This is a genomic window from Phocaeicola sp. GP0067 (assembly GCF_031119655.1).
Classification (GTDB): Bacteria; Bacteroidota; Bacteroidia; order Bacteroidales; family Bacteroidaceae; genus Phocaeicola; species Phocaeicola vulgatus.
In genome coordinates, this window is the sequence record NZ_JAVHZY010000008.1 from 143,052 (window position 1) to 161,868 (window position 18,817).

17 protein-coding genes are annotated in these 18,817 nt (G+C 41.5%); 15 read left to right on the forward strand and 2 right to left on the reverse strand.

Going from position 1 to position 18,817, the window contains the following annotated elements; genetic code table 11:
* Positions 1 to 83 precede the first annotated feature (83 nt).
* From RE317_RS08940 to RE317_RS09010, 15 genes are all read left to right on the forward strand, one after another.
* Positions 84 to 1,274, forward strand: coding sequence for an MFS transporter (locus RE317_RS08940; protein WP_117873454.1), 1,191 nt, complete (start codon positions 84 to 86; stop codon positions 1,272 to 1,274).
* A gap of 31 nt (positions 1,275 to 1,305) precedes the next feature.
* On the forward strand, positions 1,306 to 2,220 hold the full coding sequence (locus RE317_RS08945) for a DMT family transporter (protein WP_008671251.1): 915 nt from the start codon (positions 1,306 to 1,308) through the stop codon (positions 2,218 to 2,220).
* 196 nt (positions 2,221 to 2,416) lie between these two features.
* Positions 2,417 to 3,613: a threonine ammonia-lyase gene (gene ilvA / locus RE317_RS08950; protein ID WP_005841490.1), complete on the forward strand. Its 1,197-nt coding sequence runs from the start codon at positions 2,417 to 2,419 to the stop codon at positions 3,611 to 3,613.
* 178 nt (positions 3,614 to 3,791) lie between these two features.
* The gene (locus RE317_RS08955) at positions 3,792 to 4,220 is read left to right on the forward strand and encodes a SoxR reducing system RseC family protein (protein ID WP_012055929.1); all 429 of its coding nucleotides are present in this window, start codon (positions 3,792 to 3,794) and stop codon (positions 4,218 to 4,220) included.
* A gap of 20 nt (positions 4,221 to 4,240) precedes the next feature.
* Positions 4,241 to 5,194, forward strand: coding sequence for a Fe-S cluster domain-containing protein (locus RE317_RS08960; RefSeq protein ID WP_005841495.1), 954 nt, complete (start codon positions 4,241 to 4,243; stop codon positions 5,192 to 5,194).
* A 39-nt stretch (positions 5,195 to 5,233) separates the two neighbouring features.
* Positions 5,234 to 6,571, forward strand: coding sequence for an electron transport complex subunit RsxC (gene rsxC, locus RE317_RS08965; protein WP_005841497.1), 1,338 nt, complete (start codon positions 5,234 to 5,236; stop codon positions 6,569 to 6,571).
* Between the two features lie 14 nt (positions 6,572 to 6,585).
* Complete coding sequence (locus RE317_RS08970) at positions 6,586 to 7,575, forward strand: RnfABCDGE type electron transport complex subunit D (RefSeq protein ID WP_005841499.1); 990 nt, start codon at positions 6,586 to 6,588, stop codon at positions 7,573 to 7,575.
* Positions 7,572 to 8,366 (forward strand): RnfABCDGE type electron transport complex subunit G, encoded by a 795-nt coding sequence (locus RE317_RS08975; RefSeq protein WP_117873456.1) that lies wholly within the window; start codon positions 7,572 to 7,574, stop codon positions 8,364 to 8,366. The genes RE317_RS08970 and RE317_RS08975 overlap by 4 nt, the downstream gene beginning before the upstream one ends.
* 14 nt (positions 8,367 to 8,380) lie before the next feature.
* Entirely contained in the window at positions 8,381 to 8,965 is a 585-nt protein-coding gene (locus RE317_RS08980; protein WP_005841504.1) for an RnfABCDGE type electron transport complex subunit E, read from the forward strand.
* Positions 8,966 to 8,983: 18 nt separating this feature from the next.
* Positions 8,984 to 9,586 (forward strand): electron transport complex subunit RsxA, encoded by a 603-nt coding sequence (gene rsxA / locus RE317_RS08985; protein WP_005841506.1) that lies wholly within the window; start codon positions 8,984 to 8,986, stop codon positions 9,584 to 9,586.
* Positions 9,587 to 9,727: 141 nt separating this feature from the next.
* A complete protein-coding gene (locus RE317_RS08990; RefSeq protein ID WP_005841508.1) occupies positions 9,728 to 10,624 on the forward strand; it encodes a hypothetical protein in 897 nt (298 codons plus the stop codon).
* Between the two features lie 32 nt (positions 10,625 to 10,656).
* Positions 10,657 to 11,691: a UDP-glucose 4-epimerase GalE gene (galE, locus tag RE317_RS08995; RefSeq protein ID WP_005841511.1), complete on the forward strand. Its 1,035-nt coding sequence runs from the start codon at positions 10,657 to 10,659 to the stop codon at positions 11,689 to 11,691.
* 293 nt (positions 11,692 to 11,984) lie between these two features.
* Positions 11,985 to 13,862, forward strand: a complete 1,878-nt coding sequence (locus RE317_RS09000) for an LruC domain-containing protein (protein ID WP_117889598.1) — start codon at positions 11,985 to 11,987, stop codon at positions 13,860 to 13,862.
* A gap of 140 nt (positions 13,863 to 14,002) precedes the next feature.
* The gene (locus tag RE317_RS09005; protein WP_117873458.1) at positions 14,003 to 14,893 is read left to right on the forward strand and encodes a YitT family protein; all 891 of its coding nucleotides are present in this window, start codon (positions 14,003 to 14,005) and stop codon (positions 14,891 to 14,893) included.
* Positions 14,894 to 15,156: 263 nt separating this feature from the next.
* Positions 15,157 to 16,590 carry an aspartate ammonia-lyase gene (locus tag RE317_RS09010; RefSeq protein ID WP_008671235.1) on the forward strand — a complete coding sequence of 478 codons (1,434 nt, stop codon included), beginning with the start codon at positions 15,157 to 15,159 and terminating at the stop codon, positions 16,588 to 16,590.
* A gap of 220 nt (positions 16,591 to 16,810) precedes the next feature.
* On the opposite strand, the gene RE317_RS09015 is transcribed toward RE317_RS09010, so the two are convergent.
* Entirely contained in the window at positions 16,811 to 17,191 is a 381-nt protein-coding gene (locus RE317_RS09015) for a lipocalin-like domain-containing protein (RefSeq protein WP_005851610.1), read from the reverse strand.
* Positions 17,192 to 17,249: 58 nt separating this feature from the next.
* Positions 17,250 to 18,737: a capsule assembly Wzi family protein gene (locus RE317_RS09020; protein ID WP_117873460.1), complete on the reverse strand. Its 1,488-nt coding sequence runs from the start codon at positions 18,735 to 18,737 to the stop codon at positions 17,250 to 17,252.
* Positions 18,738 to 18,817: the final 80 nt, after the last annotated feature.

The window sequence follows — 18,817 nt, forward strand, 5'->3', positions numbered from 1 at the left end:
ATGATTGCATTGACCAATTATAAACCGGCTTTGAACCAATTCTTTTACACTTTGTTTCTATCACAATCTAAACCGATTTCATTATGAAAGTACAAACAGGGCAGGGGACCATTCCCCTCATTACGTTAGTAGGTATATTTTCCATCTCGGCACTCAATGCATTGCCGGGACTGGCGGTGTCGCCCATTTTGGGAGATTTGAATAAAATATTTCCCTCTGCTACAGATCTGGAGATCCAGATGTTGTCTTCGTTGCCGTCACTTCTTATCATACCCTTTATCTTGTTATCAGGTAAATTGACAGAGAAAGTGAAAAACCTTTTGTTGTTGCAGATAGGGCTGGCTCTTTTCGGGGCGAGTGGTATTCTTTATCTGCTTTCTGATAAAATGTGGCAGTTGATAGCCGTCAGCGCCATGTTGGGGATGGGGTCGGGATTGATTGTTCCGCTTTCTACCGGATTGATATCCCGTTATTTTGTGGGAAGTTACCGTACAAAGCAATTTGGTTACAGTTCTGCCATCACCAATATCACGCTGGTGCTTGCCACTACGCTGACAGGATATCTGGCAGAAGTGAACTGGCATTTGCCGTTTTTGGTCTATCTGTTTCCTTTTGTATCAGTTTTCCTTACTCGTTATCTGAAAAAAGATCTCTCCAATTATCATTCCTCTGATGATATTCCAGCCGATACTGCCAGGGGAATGGGTAAGCGGGGAATTAATGTCAAGGCTTTGGTCAAGCTGATGGCTTTTTACGGATTGGCTACTTATCTGGTGATTATTATTAGTTTCAATCTGCCTTTCCTGATGGAAGAATATGGACTGTCCAGTGGTAGGGCAGGCATCTTGATATCTTTGTTTTTTCTCGCTATTATGGCACCGGGTTTTGTCCTGAATAAGATAGTGCAGGTCTTGGACCGCCGTATCTATATGGTTTGTTTGTTGATGATAGCCTGCGGAATGGGGATTATTCTGCTTAGTCGTTCCGAAATACTGATTGCTTTGGGATGTATTCTGAACGGGCTTTCATACGGTATTATCCAACCGTTGATTTATGATAAGACTTCTGATGTGGCGGTTCCTCACAAAGTGACGTTAGCACTTGCTTTTGTCATGGCGATGAATTATGTGGCCATACTGCTTTGTCCGTTTATTGTGGATGCTTTTCAGAATCTGTTCCATTCTCATTCGCAAACCTTTGCCTTCTGGCTTAATCTGATGGTAGCCTTGATGGGGATGTTTATTGTGATGAAGCAGGAAAAACTGAGTTTATAAGAAAAATACCCACGTAATAACAGCATGAAGTATGAATAGACAAGTTGAAGCAAACCTTAGCATGGTTGTCTCCAAAGCGTTGGGAGGCCTTAATATGAACGCACTGAAGTATCTTTTACCTTTGTGGATAGCTCCTGTGACAGGGGTTACTTTCCGATTGGTATTTGGGGCCGCCGCTTTTTGGCTTATTGATATATTTTGCAAGCCCGAAAACTCCACTATCCGTCAGAAATGGCAGCTCTTTATTTTAGGGGCTTTAGGTATTTATGGATATATGTTTTTTTATTTGTTGGGTATCAGTAAGACTACTCCGGTTTCCAGTTCTATTTTTGTCAGTTTGGAGCCTATATGGGTATTCATTATCTCTGTATTGTTTTATAAGGAAAAAGTAACCTGGATGAAAGTGCTTGGCATTGGAATGGGATTGGGAGGAGCTGTTCTATGCATATCCACACAACCTAGTGACGATCTTGCCTCCAATGCTCCGTTAGGTAATTTGATGTGTTTGGCCAGTTCATTGGTTTATGCCGTCTATCTTGTTTTCAGTAACCGTCTGTTAAAAGGAGTGGGAGATATGACGATGTTAAAATATACTTTTTTAGGGGCGGCTGTTATGGCTGTTGTTGTCAATACAATTTATGGTTTTGATGCTCCTATACTGAAAATGTCACTTTTCTCTACGCCTATGTTGGTCTTGCTTTTTGTTTTGGTATTTCCTACCACCATTAGTTATTTATTACTTCCTCTCGGGCTGAAATATCTGAAAACGACATTAGTAGCCATTTACGGGTATTTAATATTGATTGTTGCTACGGTGACTTCTTTTGTTTTGGGGCAGGATCGCTTCTCATGGACACAGTTGGCGGCGATTGTTCTTATTTGTGCCAGTGTTTATCTGGTGGAAGTAGCCGAGAGCAATAAACAGATTACGTCGAAATTTAAATAAGACAGCAGATAAGGAGTGTCAAAATGAAAACGATAGTGCTGCCGGGGCTTTAACATATTTCCTTGAGTGTGAACTCTGTCGACAAGTGAAAAGGAGAACAAAGAGAAAAGAATACAATTTTACGTTGTATGTGAGTGTAAGGAATCAATTTTATTTGTAGCTTTGCACCCAATTTAAAAACAAGAGTGTTATACCTATGCTACAATTAGATGCAATATACAAAGCGGCTCATGTCCTGAAAGAGGTTGTCCGTCGCACTGATTTGATTTATGCTCCTCAGATAAATCCTGAGAGTACAGTTTATCTGAAGCCCGAAAACCTGCAACTCACAGGATCGTTTAAAGTGCGTGGTGCTTATTACAAGATTTCCCAATTGTCCGATGAAGAAAAGGCGAGAGGCGTGATAGCCTGTTCTGCCGGTAATCATGCGCAAGGGGTGGCATTGGCTGCCACTAAGTGCGGTATCAAGTCGTTGATTTGTCTTCCGGAAGGAGCGCCTATATCTAAAGTTGAGGCTACGAAGCATTATGGGGCGGAAGTTTGTTTGGTTCCGGGAGTCTATGATGATGCTTATCAGAAAGCCCTGCAATTGCGTGATGAAAAGGGATATACTTTTGTTCATCCCTTTGATGACGAGAACGTGATAGCCGGACAAGGTACTATCGGTTTGGAATTATTGGAGGAAATGCCGGATGTGGAGGTAGTCATTGTTCCCATTGGTGGGGGAGGACTGATTTCGGGAGTGGCTTATGCGTTGAAGGCTTTGAAACCATCTGTCAAGGTATATGGCGTACAGGCGTTGGGTGCGGCCAGTATGGCAAATTCTATTCTTCATTCGCGTATTGAGCGTCTTCACTCTGTTTCCACTTTTGCCGATGGAATCGCGGTGAAAGAGCCGGGAACAAATACTTTTGACTTGGTAAATCAGTATGTGGACGGAGTTGTAACTGTGACTGAGGACGAGATTGCCGCAGCTATTCTGGCATTGATAGAACGCCAGCGGATTGTTGCAGAGGGGGCGGGAGCTGTGTCCGTTGCTGCAGCCATGTTCAATAAAGTACCGGTAAAGGGTAAGAAAACTGTCTGCCTGGTGTCCGGAGGCAATATTGATGTGACGATATTGAGCCGTGTCATCAGTCGCGGTATGGCGAAGTCGGGACGTACCTATGCAGTAACTTTGGACTTGATAGACAAGCCGGGGCAGCTGTTGGGAGTCAGCAAAATTGTCGCAGAGCAGGGAGGAAATGTAATTTCTGTACATCATGAGCGAAATAGTGAGAGTGCAGATGTCACCGGATGTGCCCTTCGTGTCGTTATGGAAACCAGAAACGAGGAACATATAGCATCCATTCGTCAAAAACTGTTGGATGCAGGCTATGTGATAATGAAATAAATTATATACCTTACAAGTAGAAAGGAGGAAAATTAAATATTTCTTCCTTTTCTTGCTTCTAATTTTAATTTCTCCACACAAAAAATCGATTTTTATAGTGAAAATATCATTTTATACTTCTTAGAATCCAATTAAAGTCGTACATTTGTCGCAGTTTTGTAATGTAGAGTTTGCAAAAATGACCGATATAATCAAACATCGTGGTATTGTGGAAAACATTGAAGGTTCTCACGTGCGGGTGAGAATCGTACAAACTTCTGCCTGTTCGGCTTGTAGTGTGAAAGGGCATTGCAATGCATCTGAAAGTAAAGAGAAACTGATTGATGTTTTTGACATGAAGGCATCTTCTTACCGCATAGGTGAGGAGGTGATGATTTATGGTACTACTTCCATGGGGATGCAAGCCGTATTGCTGGCTTTTGGTATCCCTTTCTTGGTATTGCTGATTACTTTATTTATTTCCATGCGTCTTACGGGGGGGGATGAGTTAAGGTCGGCGCTTGTTGCTTTGTCAGCCTTGCTTCCGTATTACCTTATTATATATGTATGCAGGAATAAGTTGAGCAAGAAGTTTTCATTTACGCTTGAACCAATAAAAAATAATTAATAAATAACTAACTAAAATTTATGGATTTAATTCTGGTTGCAGTAATTTCGTTGGGAGCGATTGGCTTGATTGCCGCGGTAATCTTGTATGCCGCTTCTAAGAAGTTTGCTGTGTATGAAGATCCGCGGATTGCCAAGGTGAGCGAAGTGCTTCCTCAGGCGAATTGCGGCGGATGTGGTTATCCCGGTTGCTCTGGTTTTGCCGGTGCCTGCGTGAAGGCTGCCGATGCCGGTTCGCTGGAGGGTAAGTTATGTCCGGTTGGTGGTGCTCCGGTAATGGAGAAAGTAGCTGCCATTTTGGGATTGGAAGCCGTTGCTGCTGAACCGAAAGTTGCGGTGGTAAGATGTAACGGTAGTTGTGAAAATCGCCCTCGTACTGCTCTGTACGACGGAGCTAAATCGTGTGCCATCGCTCATGCCACTTCAGGTGGTGAGACGGGTTGTACATTCGGTTGTCTGGGTTGTGGTGATTGTGTGGAAGCGTGTCAGTTTGATGCTATTCACATGAATCCTGAAACCGGTCTTCCGGAAGTGGACGAAGAAAAATGTACAGCTTGTGGGGCTTGCAGCAAAGCTTGTCCGCGTAAGATCATTGAAATTCGTCCGAAAGGAAAGAACAACCGCCGCGTAGTGGTGATGTGTGTGAACAAGGATAAGGGAGCTGTTGCCAACAAAGCTTGCAAGGCTAGTTGTATTGGTTGTGGAAAGTGTGTGAAAGTGTGTCCGTTCGAAGCCATTACGTTGGAAAATAATTTGGCATACATTGATCCGGCTAAGTGTAAGTCTTGCCGTAAATGCGAATCGGAATGTCCGAAAGGGGCTATCCAAGCTATCAATTTCCCGCCACGTAAACCGAAAGTAGAAGTGCCGGCTGGTGAGGCTGCTGCAAAACCTGCTGTAAAAGTAGAGGCTTCAAAGGTGGAAACTCCGAAAGCGGAAGCGGTGAAAGCTGAGGCTCCGAAAACGGAAGCATAATCAAAATTCAAAGTAAGTAAAAATTAAAAAGATATAACAGTGAAGACATTTAGAATTGGTGGAGTACATCCAGCAGAAAATAAATTGTCAGCAGGCAAAGCCATTGAAACACTTGCACTTCCTAAGCAAGCGGTATTTCCTTTGTCACAGCATATCGGTGCTCCTGCTACTGCCATCGTGAAAAAAGGCGATGTGGTGAAGGTAGGTACGAAGATTGCTGAGGCGGGTGGCTTTGTTTCAGCAGCCATCTTCTCGTCTGTATCCGGTAAAGTGAACAAGGTAGACGCCGTAATCGATGCTAGCGGTTACCGCAAGCCGGCTATCTTTATCGATGTGGATGGTGACGAATGGGAAGAATCAATAGACCGCAGTTCGACATTGGTGAAAGAGTGTGCTCTCACACCCGAAGAAATCGTTGCTAAAGTGAAAAATGCAGGTGTAGTAGGTATGGGCGGTGCTTGTTTCCCTACTCATGTGAAACTTTCTCCTCCTCCGGGCTGCAAGGCGGAATGTGTAATTATCAATGCTGTAGAATGTGAGCCTTACCTTACTGCCGACCATCGTTTGATGCTGGAAAAGGCAGACGAGGTGCTGGTGGGTGTCAGTATTCTGATGAAAGCTGCGAAAGTGACTAAAGGATATATCGGCATTGAAAATAATAAACCGGATGCTATTAAGCTGATGACTGAAAAGGCTGCTCAATATCCCGGTATAGAGGTAGTTCCTTTGCAGGTGAAATATCCGCAAGGTGGTGAGAAACAGTTGATAGATGCTGTGATCGGTCGCCAGGTTCCTGCTCCTCCCGCTATTCCTATCAATGTGGGTGCGGTAGTTCAGAATGTAGGTACTGCATTTGCCGTTTATGAAGCCGTTCAGAAAAACAAACCTTTGTTTGAACGTATCGTGACTGTTACGGGTAAGTCTGTCAAGAACCCCTCCAACTTCCTCACCCGTATGGGTACCCCGATGAGCCAGCTGATTGATGCGGCTGGCGGTTTGCCCGAAGATACGGGAAAAGTGATTGGTGGCGGTCCGATGATGGGTAAAGCACTGGTTAATACGGAAGTTCCCATTTGTAAAGGTAGTTCGGGTGTGCTGATTATGAATGATAAGGAAGCTGCCCGTGCGGAAGCTCAGCCCTGTATCCGCTGTGCCAAGTGCGTCAGTGTGTGTCCTATGGGATTGGAGCCTTTCTTGTTGGCGACACTTTCAGCTCATAAGGACTGGGAGAGAGTAGAAAAAGAAGATGTAATGTCGTGCATCGAGTGCGGTTCGTGTCAGTTTACATGTCCGTCTCATCGTTATTTGCTGGACTATATCCGTTTGGGTAAGGGCACAGTAGGCGGTATCATTCGTGCACGTAATGCTAAAAAATAATTCGACAAAATAGTATGGCTAATAAATTAATAGTATCATTATCGCCTCACGTTCATAGCGGTGACAGCATACAGAAGAATATGTATGGTGTACTCATTGCGTTGATACCTGCGTTGCTGGTGTCATTTTATATGTTCGGACTGGGCGCCGTGGTGGTGACCTTGACCTCGGTTGCCGCCTGTGTATTCTTCGAATGGGCGATTACCAAGTTTATTTTGAAGAGAGAACGCTCTACCATCTGTGATGGTTCGGCTATTATAACCGGTGTGTTGCTGGCATTCAATCTGCCTTCCAACTTGCCGCTTTGGATTATTATCATCGGTGCGTTGGTGGCAATCGGTGTGGGCAAGATGACTTTCGGCGGATTGGGTTGTAATCCTTTCAATCCCGCGCTGGTAGGTCGTATCTTCCTGCTGATTTCTTTTCCTGTGCAGATGACTTCATGGCCGTTGGTTCAACAATGGGGAAGTTATACCGATGCTGAAACCGGTGCTACTCCGCTGGCATTGATGAAAATGGCTGTAAAGGGTGATGCAAATGCTTTAGGTCAGTTGCCCGATACATTAAGTCTGTTTCTGGGTAATAACCCGGGTTCACTAGGTGAGGTGAGTGCATTGGCTTTATTGCTTGGTCTGGGATATATGCTATGGAAAAAGATTATTTCCTGGCATATTCCTGTATCTATTCTGGTGACAGTATTTGTATTTGCCGGGCTGATGCATTTGGTTGATCCGGTTGCTTACGCATCTCCGTTGGCTCACTTGTTTACAGGTGGTTTGATGTTGGGAGCTATTTTCATGGCAACCGACTATGTTACTTCGCCTATGACTCATAAAGGTATGATTATTTACGGTGTGGCTATCGGCTTCCTGACGGTGGTTATCCGTTTGTTCGGTGCATATCCCGAAGGTATGTCTTTCGCTATATTCATTATGAACGCATTCACTCCGTTAATCAATACTTATTGTAAACCTAAAAGATTCGGGGAGGTCGTGAAGAAATGAAAAAACTAGAATCATCTTTGAAAAACATGGTTATCGTGCTGACAGGCGTAACCGTGGTAGCCGGAGCATTGCTGGGTTATGTGAATGAGTTGACAAAGGAACCCATTGCACAGGCTAATGCCAAGGCTTTGAGTGATGCCATTGCTATCGTAGTTCCGGGATTTGACAATAATCCTGCCGAAGCTCCTGAAACCATAGAATTGGAAGGCGTTACTTATAAGATATATAAAGCAACCAAAGGAGGAGAATTTATTGGTGCAGCCGTAGAGTCTTCTGCAAATGGTTTTGGTGGTGCGTTGAATGTATTGGTAGGTTTCGATAAAGAGGGCAATATTATAGACTATTCTTTGTTGAGTCATGCAGAAACTCCGGGACTGGGATCAAAGGCAGCCGATTGGTTTAAGAAAGGCGGCAAAGGCGATATTACTGGTATGAATCCGGGACAGAAAGCATTGGTTGTAAATAAAGATGGCGGTCAGATAGATGCAATCACTGCTTCTACTATCACGACACGTGCTTTTCTGAAAGCTGTGAATAATGCTTATGCGGCATATAGTGGCCAAAATGTGGATGGTTCCAGCGGTGCGACACAGCAGGTGTCTGAAACTGCTGCCGATGCCCCCAAAGCAGCTAAGGCACAATGTGAGGGAACTCAGGATTGTTGCGGACAAGCCTGTGACTCTGCTGCCTGCAAAGCTGCTTGTGGTGGTAAATGTGATCCTGCTAACTGCGACAAGGCGGACTGTAAAAAAGCAGAATGCCTAAAGCAAGATTGTAAAAACAAAAAATAAGGAAGGAGCAGACTATGAATAATTTTAAAGTATTGATGAACGGGATTGTCAAAGAGAATCCTACGTTTGTACTCCTTTTGGGTATGTGTCCTACATTGGGAACCACTTCTTCTGCCATCAATGGTATGGGTATGGGACTGGCAACCATGTTTGTGTTGATTTGTTCGAATGTGGTAATTTCATCTATCAAGAATCTGATTCCTGATATGGTGCGTATTCCTGCATTCATTGTGGTTATTGCATCATTTGTAACCTTGTTGCAGATGATTATGCAGGCATATGTGCCGGCGCTGTATGCTACTTTGGGATTGTTTATTCCGTTGATTGTGGTAAACTGTATCTTGCTGGGACGCGCCGAAGCGTTTGCCGCAAAGAACGGTCCTGTTCCTTCATTCTTTGACGGATTGGGTATGGGACTAGGATTTACACTTGCATTGACCATCCTTGGTGGTGTACGTGAGTTCCTTGGTACAGGTAAATTGTTTGATATCGCTATTATGCCGGAGCAATACGGAATGTTGATTTTCGTTCTCGCACCGGGAGCCTTCATTGCATTGGGTTACCTCATTGCGATTGTGAATAAACTGAAGAAAGCATAACCCGTAAAAAGTAAGAAAATGGAATATATATTGATATTTATCACCGCTATATTTGTGAACAACATTGTGTTGTCACAATTCTTGGGTATTTGTCCATTCCTCGGTGTATCCAAGAAAGTTGAGACAGCTACGGGTATGGGAGCGGCTGTTGCATTCGTGCTTACCATCGCTACCATTGTTACCTATCTTATCCAGAAATTCGTGCTCGATGCTTTCGGGTTGGAATATTTGCAGACCATTGCATTTATCCTTGTCATTGCAGCATTGGTACAGATGGTGGAAATCATTTTGAAGAAGGTATCTCCCGCCCTTTATCAGGCATTAGGAGTCTTTCTTCCGTTGATTACTACTAACTGCTGTATTCTGGGTGTGGCTATTTTGGTAATCCAGAAAGACTTTGATTTGTTGACGGGGGTGGTTTATGCCTTCTCTACAGCTCTTGGTTTTGCTTTGGCTATGGTGTTGTTTGCAGGTATCCGTGAACAATTAAGTTTGGTGAATATACCTAAAGGAATGCAGGGAATGGCTATCGCATTGGTTACTGCCGGTCTGCTGGCAATGGCATTCATGGGATTTTCAGGTGTAGACAAAGGCTTGGGTGTTTTGTTTGGAATAGAATAAATTCACTTCATCGTTAAAATAAACCGATTCAGAAGTCCGGAGCACAGCTTCGGACTTTTTTATTAGAAAGAAATCCATTGTTCTTGTCCGTAAATTCAATTTTTATGCTTATTTTTGCATTAGAATTAATAGAGAGATTAAATGGCTATGACCTTGATTGTACTCGCGGCCACTATGGGGAATAAATATGGTGGATTGAAACAGCTGGAGGGAATAGGTCCTAATGGCGAAACAATATTAGATTTTTCCATATATGATGCCGTAAGAGTCGGATTTAATAAGATCGTATTTGTCATAAGCAGACATTTTGAACAAGAATTCAAGAAACTGGTATCAGGCAAATACGAACATGTGGTAGAAGTGGAGTATGTTTATCAGGATGTGGAAACGATTCCTGAAGAAAAGCGTAATCCGAAGCGCAAAGCACTGTACGGTTCGGTAAGAGCTGTTCTGATGGGAGAAGAGTTGATTGACTCTCCATTCGGTGTGATAAATGCCGTGAACTTTTACCAAAGAGAAAGTTTTGAATTGTTATATAATAATCTGGTGATGTTGGGAGAAGCTGACTACCATAGTTTCAATATTTGCTACAGGCTGAGAAATGTATTGGCGGAAAGCGGAGGGGTTACCCGTGGTATTTGTGAAGTGGACGAAAAAGGATATCTGTTGTCCGTTACAGACCGTGTAGGAGTAGAACGGATAAGTGGAAATCCGATGTATCCTAATGAATTACATAAATGGGTGGCTTTGGATGACAACAGCTTGGTTTCAATGAATATGTGGGGATTTACTCCGCAGGTATTCGGTGAGATGAAGAAGGCGTTCGATAAGTTCATAGATGAGAATGGAATGGATATGAAAGCCCATTATTCTATTCCGGCTTTTATGAATGAGCGTATTGCTGACGGAGTCAGGGTGAAAGTGATTGAGACACCTGCCAGATGGATGGGATTGGTATCGCATGATGACAAGATACAAGTCCTGCTTCGTATCAATGATATGATACGAAAAGGGATCTACCCGTCGAAGTTGTTTTGAACCTATTAGAAAACGACAGAATATTAAGTATTATGAAAGAAAGAATTTTAGTAACAGGAGGAACCGGCTACATCGGTTCTCATACGGTAGTAGAGCTGCAAAATAGCGGTTACGACGTAGTGATTGTGGACAATTTGTCCAACTCAAGCGCCGATGTGGTAGATAATATAGAAAAGGTTTCAGGAATCCGTCCTGCATTTGAAAAGTTGGATTGCTTGGATCTTGAGGGAATGGATAAGCTGTTTACTAAATATCCGGGTATAAAAGGTATTATTCATTTTGCGGCTAGCAAGGCTGTGGGTGAATCGGTACAAAAACCGTTGTTGTATTATCGCAATAACTTGGTTTCATTGATTAACCTGTTGGAGTTAATGCCGAAACATGGAGTAGAAGGTATTATTTTTTCATCATCATGTACGGTGTATGGTCAGCCCGATGTTCTTCCTGTAACGGAAGAGGCTCCGATTAAGAAGGCTGAGTCTCCGTACGGTAATACAAAACAGATCAATGAAGAAATTATTCGTGATACAGTTGCTTCGGGATCGCCTATCAATGCTATTATGCTGCGTTACTTTAATCCTATTGGCGCACATCCCACTGCATTAATAGGTGAATTACCTAATGGGGTTCCACAAAATTTGCTACCTTATGTTACTCAGACAGCGATGGGTATTCGTGAAAAACTGAGTGTGTTCGGGGATGATTATGATACACCGGACGGTTCTTGCATCCGTGACTATATATATGTAGTGGATTTGGCGAAGGCTCACGTTATCGCAATGGATCGCATTTTGAATAACAAGCAGAAGGAGAAGGTGGAAGTCTTTAATATTGGAACGGGTAAAGGCGTTTCTGTATTGGAACTGATCAATACGTTTGAAAAAGCTACCGGTGTGAAACTTAATTATCAGATCGTGGGGCGTCGTGCCGGAGATATTGAGAAGGTATGGGCTAATCCTGATTTTGCTAATAAGGAGTTGGGATGGAAGGCAGAAGCCAATTTGGAGGACACTCTACGTTCGGCTTGGAACTGGCAGCTGAAACTAAGAGAAAGAGGAATTCAATAAGAATTAAGATATTTTTAGAAAGACCGATGAACAAAGGACGCTAGTGTGGCGTTTTATAGATGCAAATAACCTGAAACCCCTCTTGGATATGTGAATACCTGATTGGCGGTAGTTATGTTACTCAAAACATAGAGCAGGCTAAAAAATTGCATAGTAGTTTTGTCGTGTTTTATTTTGTGTTTGTGTTGTGGCTGTTCTCCGACGTGAGTCGGGGGACAGTTTTTTTTCTGACTATTTAGTTGTTTTTTAGTTATTTATGGCTATATTTGTCGAAAATAATCACGCACTACTTTATGAAAACAAAATTTTGGATCATCTGCTTATCAGTTTTCTTTGTGTCTTGCTTGCGTAATATGCATGATATATATACGGGGGGAGAGGAAGAAGAGGAGGAAAAAATCAATAAAGACGATTTTTTTGATTTTACTACTGTCCGTAATAGTCAACTTATCATTGATTATGGCATGAAAGTACAGACTGCTTTTTATCTGTATGATGAATATCCTATGGAATTAGTTGGAAATACTTGGGAATTAAAAGATATAAATCCCATTTATGCCGCTTCGACTGATATGAATGGTAGATTTTTTTCAAAAGTATCTTTGCCGGCTTATTTGAAAAAGGTATGGCTGGTAACTGATAATGTGTTGGTCGTATCACCTGTTGAATTGGAATTTCTATCTGACGGACTAACCTTTAATTATGTTGATTATAAGGCACAACTGTCTGCCAACGGGCATTCTAGAGCGGTAATGGGAGGAGTGAGTTATCCTGACGGATATGATGTATTGGGTAATTGGAATGAAAATGGGGTTCCTGATTATTTGTTGCCTGAAAAGTTGGATATACCCGGTGCTTTTTTAGAGAGATGCAGTAATTTAAGCCGTTCTATAGTAGTAGATAATCGTAATTTGTTGGAAAGGTTTCCGGAACTACGTACTTCAGGGAGTAATGATATGGTAATAACTAAATCTACAGGTTTGGTCGCGACTTATTTTGATTTCTCGTCTACTGCGTGGGAGGATATGGTTGCTTATTATACTTATAAAGAAGGAGAGTCTGTGGACATAGCTACCATAAAAAAGACCATCCTGATTCCACGTTCCAGTAGGAATGCTCCTAAATCTTTAGTCGGTGAGCAAATAAAACTAAAATATTGGAATAAGGAACAAAGCAAGTATGAAGATGAATTTCCCCAAGGCACTCATATTGGATGGATTTTATTGGGAATGGGATTTGGAAAAGAAAAGGGTGTTTTTCCTCGTTATTCTAATCCTGCATATAACGATAATAAAGAGCAACGTTCAGTTTTGTTAAGTGATCCGGAACTGGACAATTGTTTCTTTATGGCTATGGAAGATAATGTGGACATGCGTTTTAATGATGTACAGTTTGCTATTATGGCGTCTGCTTCTTCTTCTGTAGAACCTACTCCTAATATACCGGATGAAGTAAATAAGGGTGAAATTTCGTATGTAGTCAAAGGGTCTTTGGCTTATGAGGACAATTGGCCTGATAAGAATGATTACGATATGAATGATGTTGTGATATATTATTCCAGTACAGTTGTGAAAGATAAATCTTCTAACGCATTGGTGCGCACCACTACTACTTTTACTCCGATGAATGATGGTGCTACTTATACAAATGGGTTTGGTTTTCAGTTGGATTACGTAGGGAAGGAGCATATAGATTTGGTGCAGGTGAGTCAAGAAGGTAATGTGATCGGAAAAAACTTTGAGCCGGGAATAGAAAAGCCTGTATTAATACTTTTTTCTGATATAAAGCCTGTTCTCAAAAAGCCTGTGACTGTAGTGATCGGATTTAAAAAATATGATAAAGTAAGCGACATGGATGCTTATCCGCCTTACAATTCTTTCATTTTTGTGAATAAACGTTCTCATGAAGTACATTTGTCAGGCTATAAGCCGACAAGCGTAGCTGATGAGAGTTTACGTGGTACGGGTAGTGATTTGAGTCAAGACTCCAATGGTATCCCAATGTATTATATAGCAGAAGATAATATGCCTTTCGCTATAAATATCAGTAACAGTGAATTTAGATGGCCTTCAGAGAAGGTGTCTATTACTACCTATTATCCCGAGTTTAAACAGTGGAGAGATTCTTTTGGCGCGGATTATAAAGATTGGTATTTACATCCTAAAGAATAATAAAGGGTGAAAGGCACTGTTGTTTTTGATAAATCGGACTAACAGGACTTTTTACTTGAAAAAATGTCACCTTTTGAAGCCAAGTGATTCAATCTTTTTGTACTTTTGCGGACAATATGATTTTATAAAGGAAAACTCACATGGATTCAGTCTTTATTACGACGCGTAAGCAACGGATTATCAGAGAACTAAGGGATTATATGTTGATTGCTCTTGGTATGCTGATGTATGCTATTGGATGGACCGTCTTTTTGTTACCTAATGACCTTCCTTCGGGTGCGGTGCCAGGTATTGCTTCTATTGTTTATTGGGCTACCGATTTGCCGGTTCAGTACACCTATTTGGGAATAAACGGAGCATTGTTGATACTTTCTTTGGTTATTTTGGGATGGAAGTTTAGTGTGAAAACCATCTATGCTGTATTTGTGCTGAGTTCTATTCTGCCTATCATACAGGATTTGACCGGGGGAGAGTCTTTAATACATGACCAACCTTTCATGGCTTGTGTCTTGGGAGCCTTTTTCTGCGGAGGTGGTATTGGTGTCGCTTTTTCTGCCAATGGTAGCACAGGAGGTACGGATATTATAGCTGCTATTGTCAATAAGTATCGTGATATTACTTTGGGCCGGGTTATTTTGATGTGTGATTTGGTTATTATCTCTTCCAGTTATTTTGTATTGCATGATTGGGAGAAGGTGGTATATGGATATGTTGTCTTGTTTATATCCAGCTTTGTCTTGGATCAGGTAGTAAATAGTGCCCGTCAGTCAGTGCAATTCTTTATTATTTCTAAGAAGCATGAAGAAATAGGGCATCGCATAAATAAAGACCTTCATCGAGGAGTGACGTTCATTGACGGAGTAGGTTGTTATACCGGTGCGGGTGTGAAAATGATGTTTGTGCTGGCAAAAAAACGTGAGTCTACTACTATATTCCGTTTGATAAAAGATATAGATCCGAATGCATTTGTATCACAAAGTGCTGTCATTGGTGTATTTGGAGAAGGCTTTGATAGAATAAAGGTTAAATAAGAGTTCCGAAGTTAAAAAATAGAATAAGGGCGTTCTGAATGGACGCCTTTTTTTATGTCTGTTTTTTGAATGAACTTCAAAGGATATAAGACTTTGTTAACTGAATGAACTTTCATAATGTAAGTGTGTTATCCGTTTTATCTCGAAAAATAAGTATAAAATAATATTTTGAAATTATATCAGATTATATTTTGATATCAAAATGTTAGTTTATACCTTTGCTGTATAAAATAAGAAATGATAAACTAATAAATAACCTGATCATGGAAACAAAACTTACAGAAGAAACCCGAGTAGAAAGTGATTTAATTGGTGCCCGCGAAATTCCGGCCAGTGCATTGTATGGTGTGCAGACTCTAAGAGGCATAGAAAATTTCCCAATAAGTAAATTTCATCTAAATGAATATCCGTTGTTTATCAACGGTCTTGCCATTACGAAAATGGCAGCTGCAATGGCTAACTATGAGTTAGGTTTATTGACTAAAGAACAAAAAGATGCCATAGTGTTGGCGTGTCAGGAAATCTTAAATGGTGAGCATCATGAGCAATTCCCGGTAGACATGATTCAGGGAGGTGCCGGTACTTCTACCAATATGAATGCTAATGAAGTCATTGCTAACCGTGCTTTGGAGATTATGGGATACAAACGTGGCGAGTATCAATATTGCTCTCCTAATGACCATGTGAACTGCTCGCAATCAACGAATGATGCTTATCCCACTGCAATCCATATTGGCATGTATTATTCTCATCTTCGTTTTCTGCCTTATTTGGAATCGCTGATTGGTGCATTCCATAAGAAAGGAGAAGAGTTTGCGCATATCATCAAAATGGGGCGTACTCAGCTGGAAGATGCCGTTCCTATGACTTTAGGTCAGACATTCAATGGTTTTGCCAGTATATTGAGAGATGAAATTCGTCATTTGAATGAAGCTGCGGCAGACTTCCTGACAGTAAATATGGGTGCTACGGCTATTGGTACAGGCATTTGTGCGGAACCGGGATATGCGGAAAAATGTGTGAAAGCATTGTGTGAAATTACAGGTTTTGATTTCAAATTGTCGTCAGATTTGGTAGGAGCTACTTCAGATACTTCCTGCTTGGTAGGTTATGCTTCAGCTTTAAAAAGGATAGCCGTAAAGGTAAATAAAATATGTAATGATTTACGTTTGCTGGCTAGCGGACCGCGTTGTGGCTTAGGAGAATTCAACCTTCCGGCTATGCAACCGGGATCTTCTATAATGCCAGGTAAGGTGAATCCGGTGATTCCTGAAGTGATGAATCAGATTTGTTATAAGGTAATGGGTAACGAACTATGTGTGACTATGGCTGGCGAAGCTGCCCAAATGGAACTGAATGCTATGGAACCGGTGATGGCACAGTGTTGTTTTGAATCTGTAGATTTAATGATCAATGGTTTTGAAACCTTGCGTACACGTTGTGTAGAAGGTATTACTGCTAATGCGGAACGTTGCAAGATTGAAGTGCATAACAGTATTGGTGTAGTAACCGCATTGAATCCGATTATTGGTTATAAAAACTCTACAAAGATTGCAAAAGAAGCGTTGGAAACAGGTAGAAGTGTTTATGAACTGGTCTTGGAACATGGTATTTTAAATAAGGAAGAGTTGGATACAATCCTAAGTCCGGAAAACATGTTGAAGCCGGTAAAATTGGATATCAAGCCTAGAAGATAAATTTATTTCACCACAGACTACAGGAAGGTAAAGAACTTGTTTCATGAAGCCGGCTTCAATATTTGTAAAGCCGGCTCCATGAGTGGTGGCACCAGTTTTATTTCTGCTGATAAATTGATTTCTAGAAATCCGGTATAGTGGTTTGCCACTGCTATAGCGTATAAATTGTTTTGCCGATATTTTATCGGCAGACAGTTTGTATAGCCTGTGGTATATTTTTTTAGAACTTTCTGAATGTGAGGCGTGCATAATCAGATTTCAGAATTAGTTTCTTGCCTGTTGCTTTTTCCACCTTAAGATGATTAATAGCTTGATTAAGTCCGAAAGGTTTCAATTCATTCAGTGTCGTTAGTTTTTCTTCATCTCCCCGGTGGCGGAATTCACTCATGGTTACCTCATCTCCTTTATAAGAGAAACGTCCGATATGAGTGCCTCCATTTCCACCTTTGGCACTGATTTCCACCAAATGTAACTGGATACTATAATAAATGCGGTTACATTCTTCTATTTTCCCATTAGTATATTCTATAGTCATTAATTGCCATCTGCCATCTAATTTGCCGTTGATGGGAGCTTTGTCACAACTGCTGATTCCCAGCATAAAGAGTATGAATAATAATATTTGTTTCATATGTTGATTGGGTTGACAGTTAAAACTTCTATTTATTGCCCGATTTGATAATTCCTTGTTTGCGGATAACCAGCATTCCACCATAATTATTTCCAAGTATGTTGCCGCGATCCATAGCTCCGGATACAGTGAAACTCCATCCTTTCAGTTGTTGTGGAGCATAAGTTACTTCAAACAAAGAGTTGAATTGTTTCTTGATCTCATTCAGAGGATTATCATAAGTACCCCAATGGCGGGAGTAGGAGAGCAGCATACGATAACTTAGCGACTGACAGGGGGAACCGCAGAATCCTATGTGATGTGCCAGTACACGATTGCTGATAAAAGTAATCTGTCCGTTCTTGTTGTAAATAGGTCCGGGAAGTAAAGGATTACCTATTCCCATTCCCCAATGCTGCCATCCTTGATAGAGGTAGTGATTATAATAATTATCTTTAGCACTGATTTGCTCTTCAAATTCCCCCCAAAAGGAATCATACAGCATAGGTCCGGTTTGATCTTTTGTTCCTAATCCTTCGTATACAAAAGTATCAATGAAGCGGTTTTTGGGAAAAGTTATTTCCAGTCCGATGTGTCCGTCTTTCCAACGTCCGTATTGGAAAAACATTTGGGAGTGGTCGTCGAAATAATGTTCATAATAGATCTTTACCTTCCATCGGTTAAGATAAGCTGTTGCGGCAAAATTCCAGCTACCGACATGGTTTCCGTAGATGTTTACTTGTTCGCCTTCGGGTGTGGTATCATCTCCGGCCATAGGAACCAATACACGCATAAAGTCAACAAACCGGGTAGGCATATCTATTACAGGCTCTTTTTGTCCTGCAATATATTGGTCTCCGCCAAATTGGGCGGACATTTGTATTCCTCCTTCAAATTCTACCGGAAAATGTTCTTTGTTTCCTACTTTGGCGAAAAGCGATTTACTGTGGTAAAGTACATCAATGGTATATGGGTTGCCTATGGAGGTGAAATGTTCCTGCCATTTGTCATCAGTAAAACGTCCATAGGCTATGTGTCCTTTCAAATGAAGCCATTTATGGGTACCTGGTATGGCTACATAATCGGGAACTTCCAGGCGTATTTGGGGAATGGGGCGGGCATTATTTGATTCTACCATACCTCCACTGCTTAACTTGGAATTCTTTAATTCGGGCAAGCGTTCTTTGCTGCCGATACTCAGGTTCAACCATCGGTAACTGAGGTCTGCATAGGCTTGTTGGATGATGAAGGAGGAGGTGAAATTGTAGGCGGTTGCCAAATCCAGTCCTGCACTGAAGCCGAAATGTTGGTTTAATGGCATTGTATGTGCAATCCCTGCCCGTAAATAACCATTTTCGGTATTGGCAGAAGATAAACCTTGCCTGTTGGCAGTAAGCCACATCGGCGCGTAGGTTCCTTTACCCGATGTTCCTCCCATCTCAACGGTATATTCTGTTTTGACAGGGAGTTGGGCATTGGTGTGCTGCGTAATAGATATTAACAGAAATTGTAATAAGAATAGTTGTATTTTCTTCATTTAGTTTATGTGTTTAGTGCTAAGCTTGCTAAAACGAAATCGGTTTATTAGTCTGCCATCCCGAACTTTTGTGAAAAATT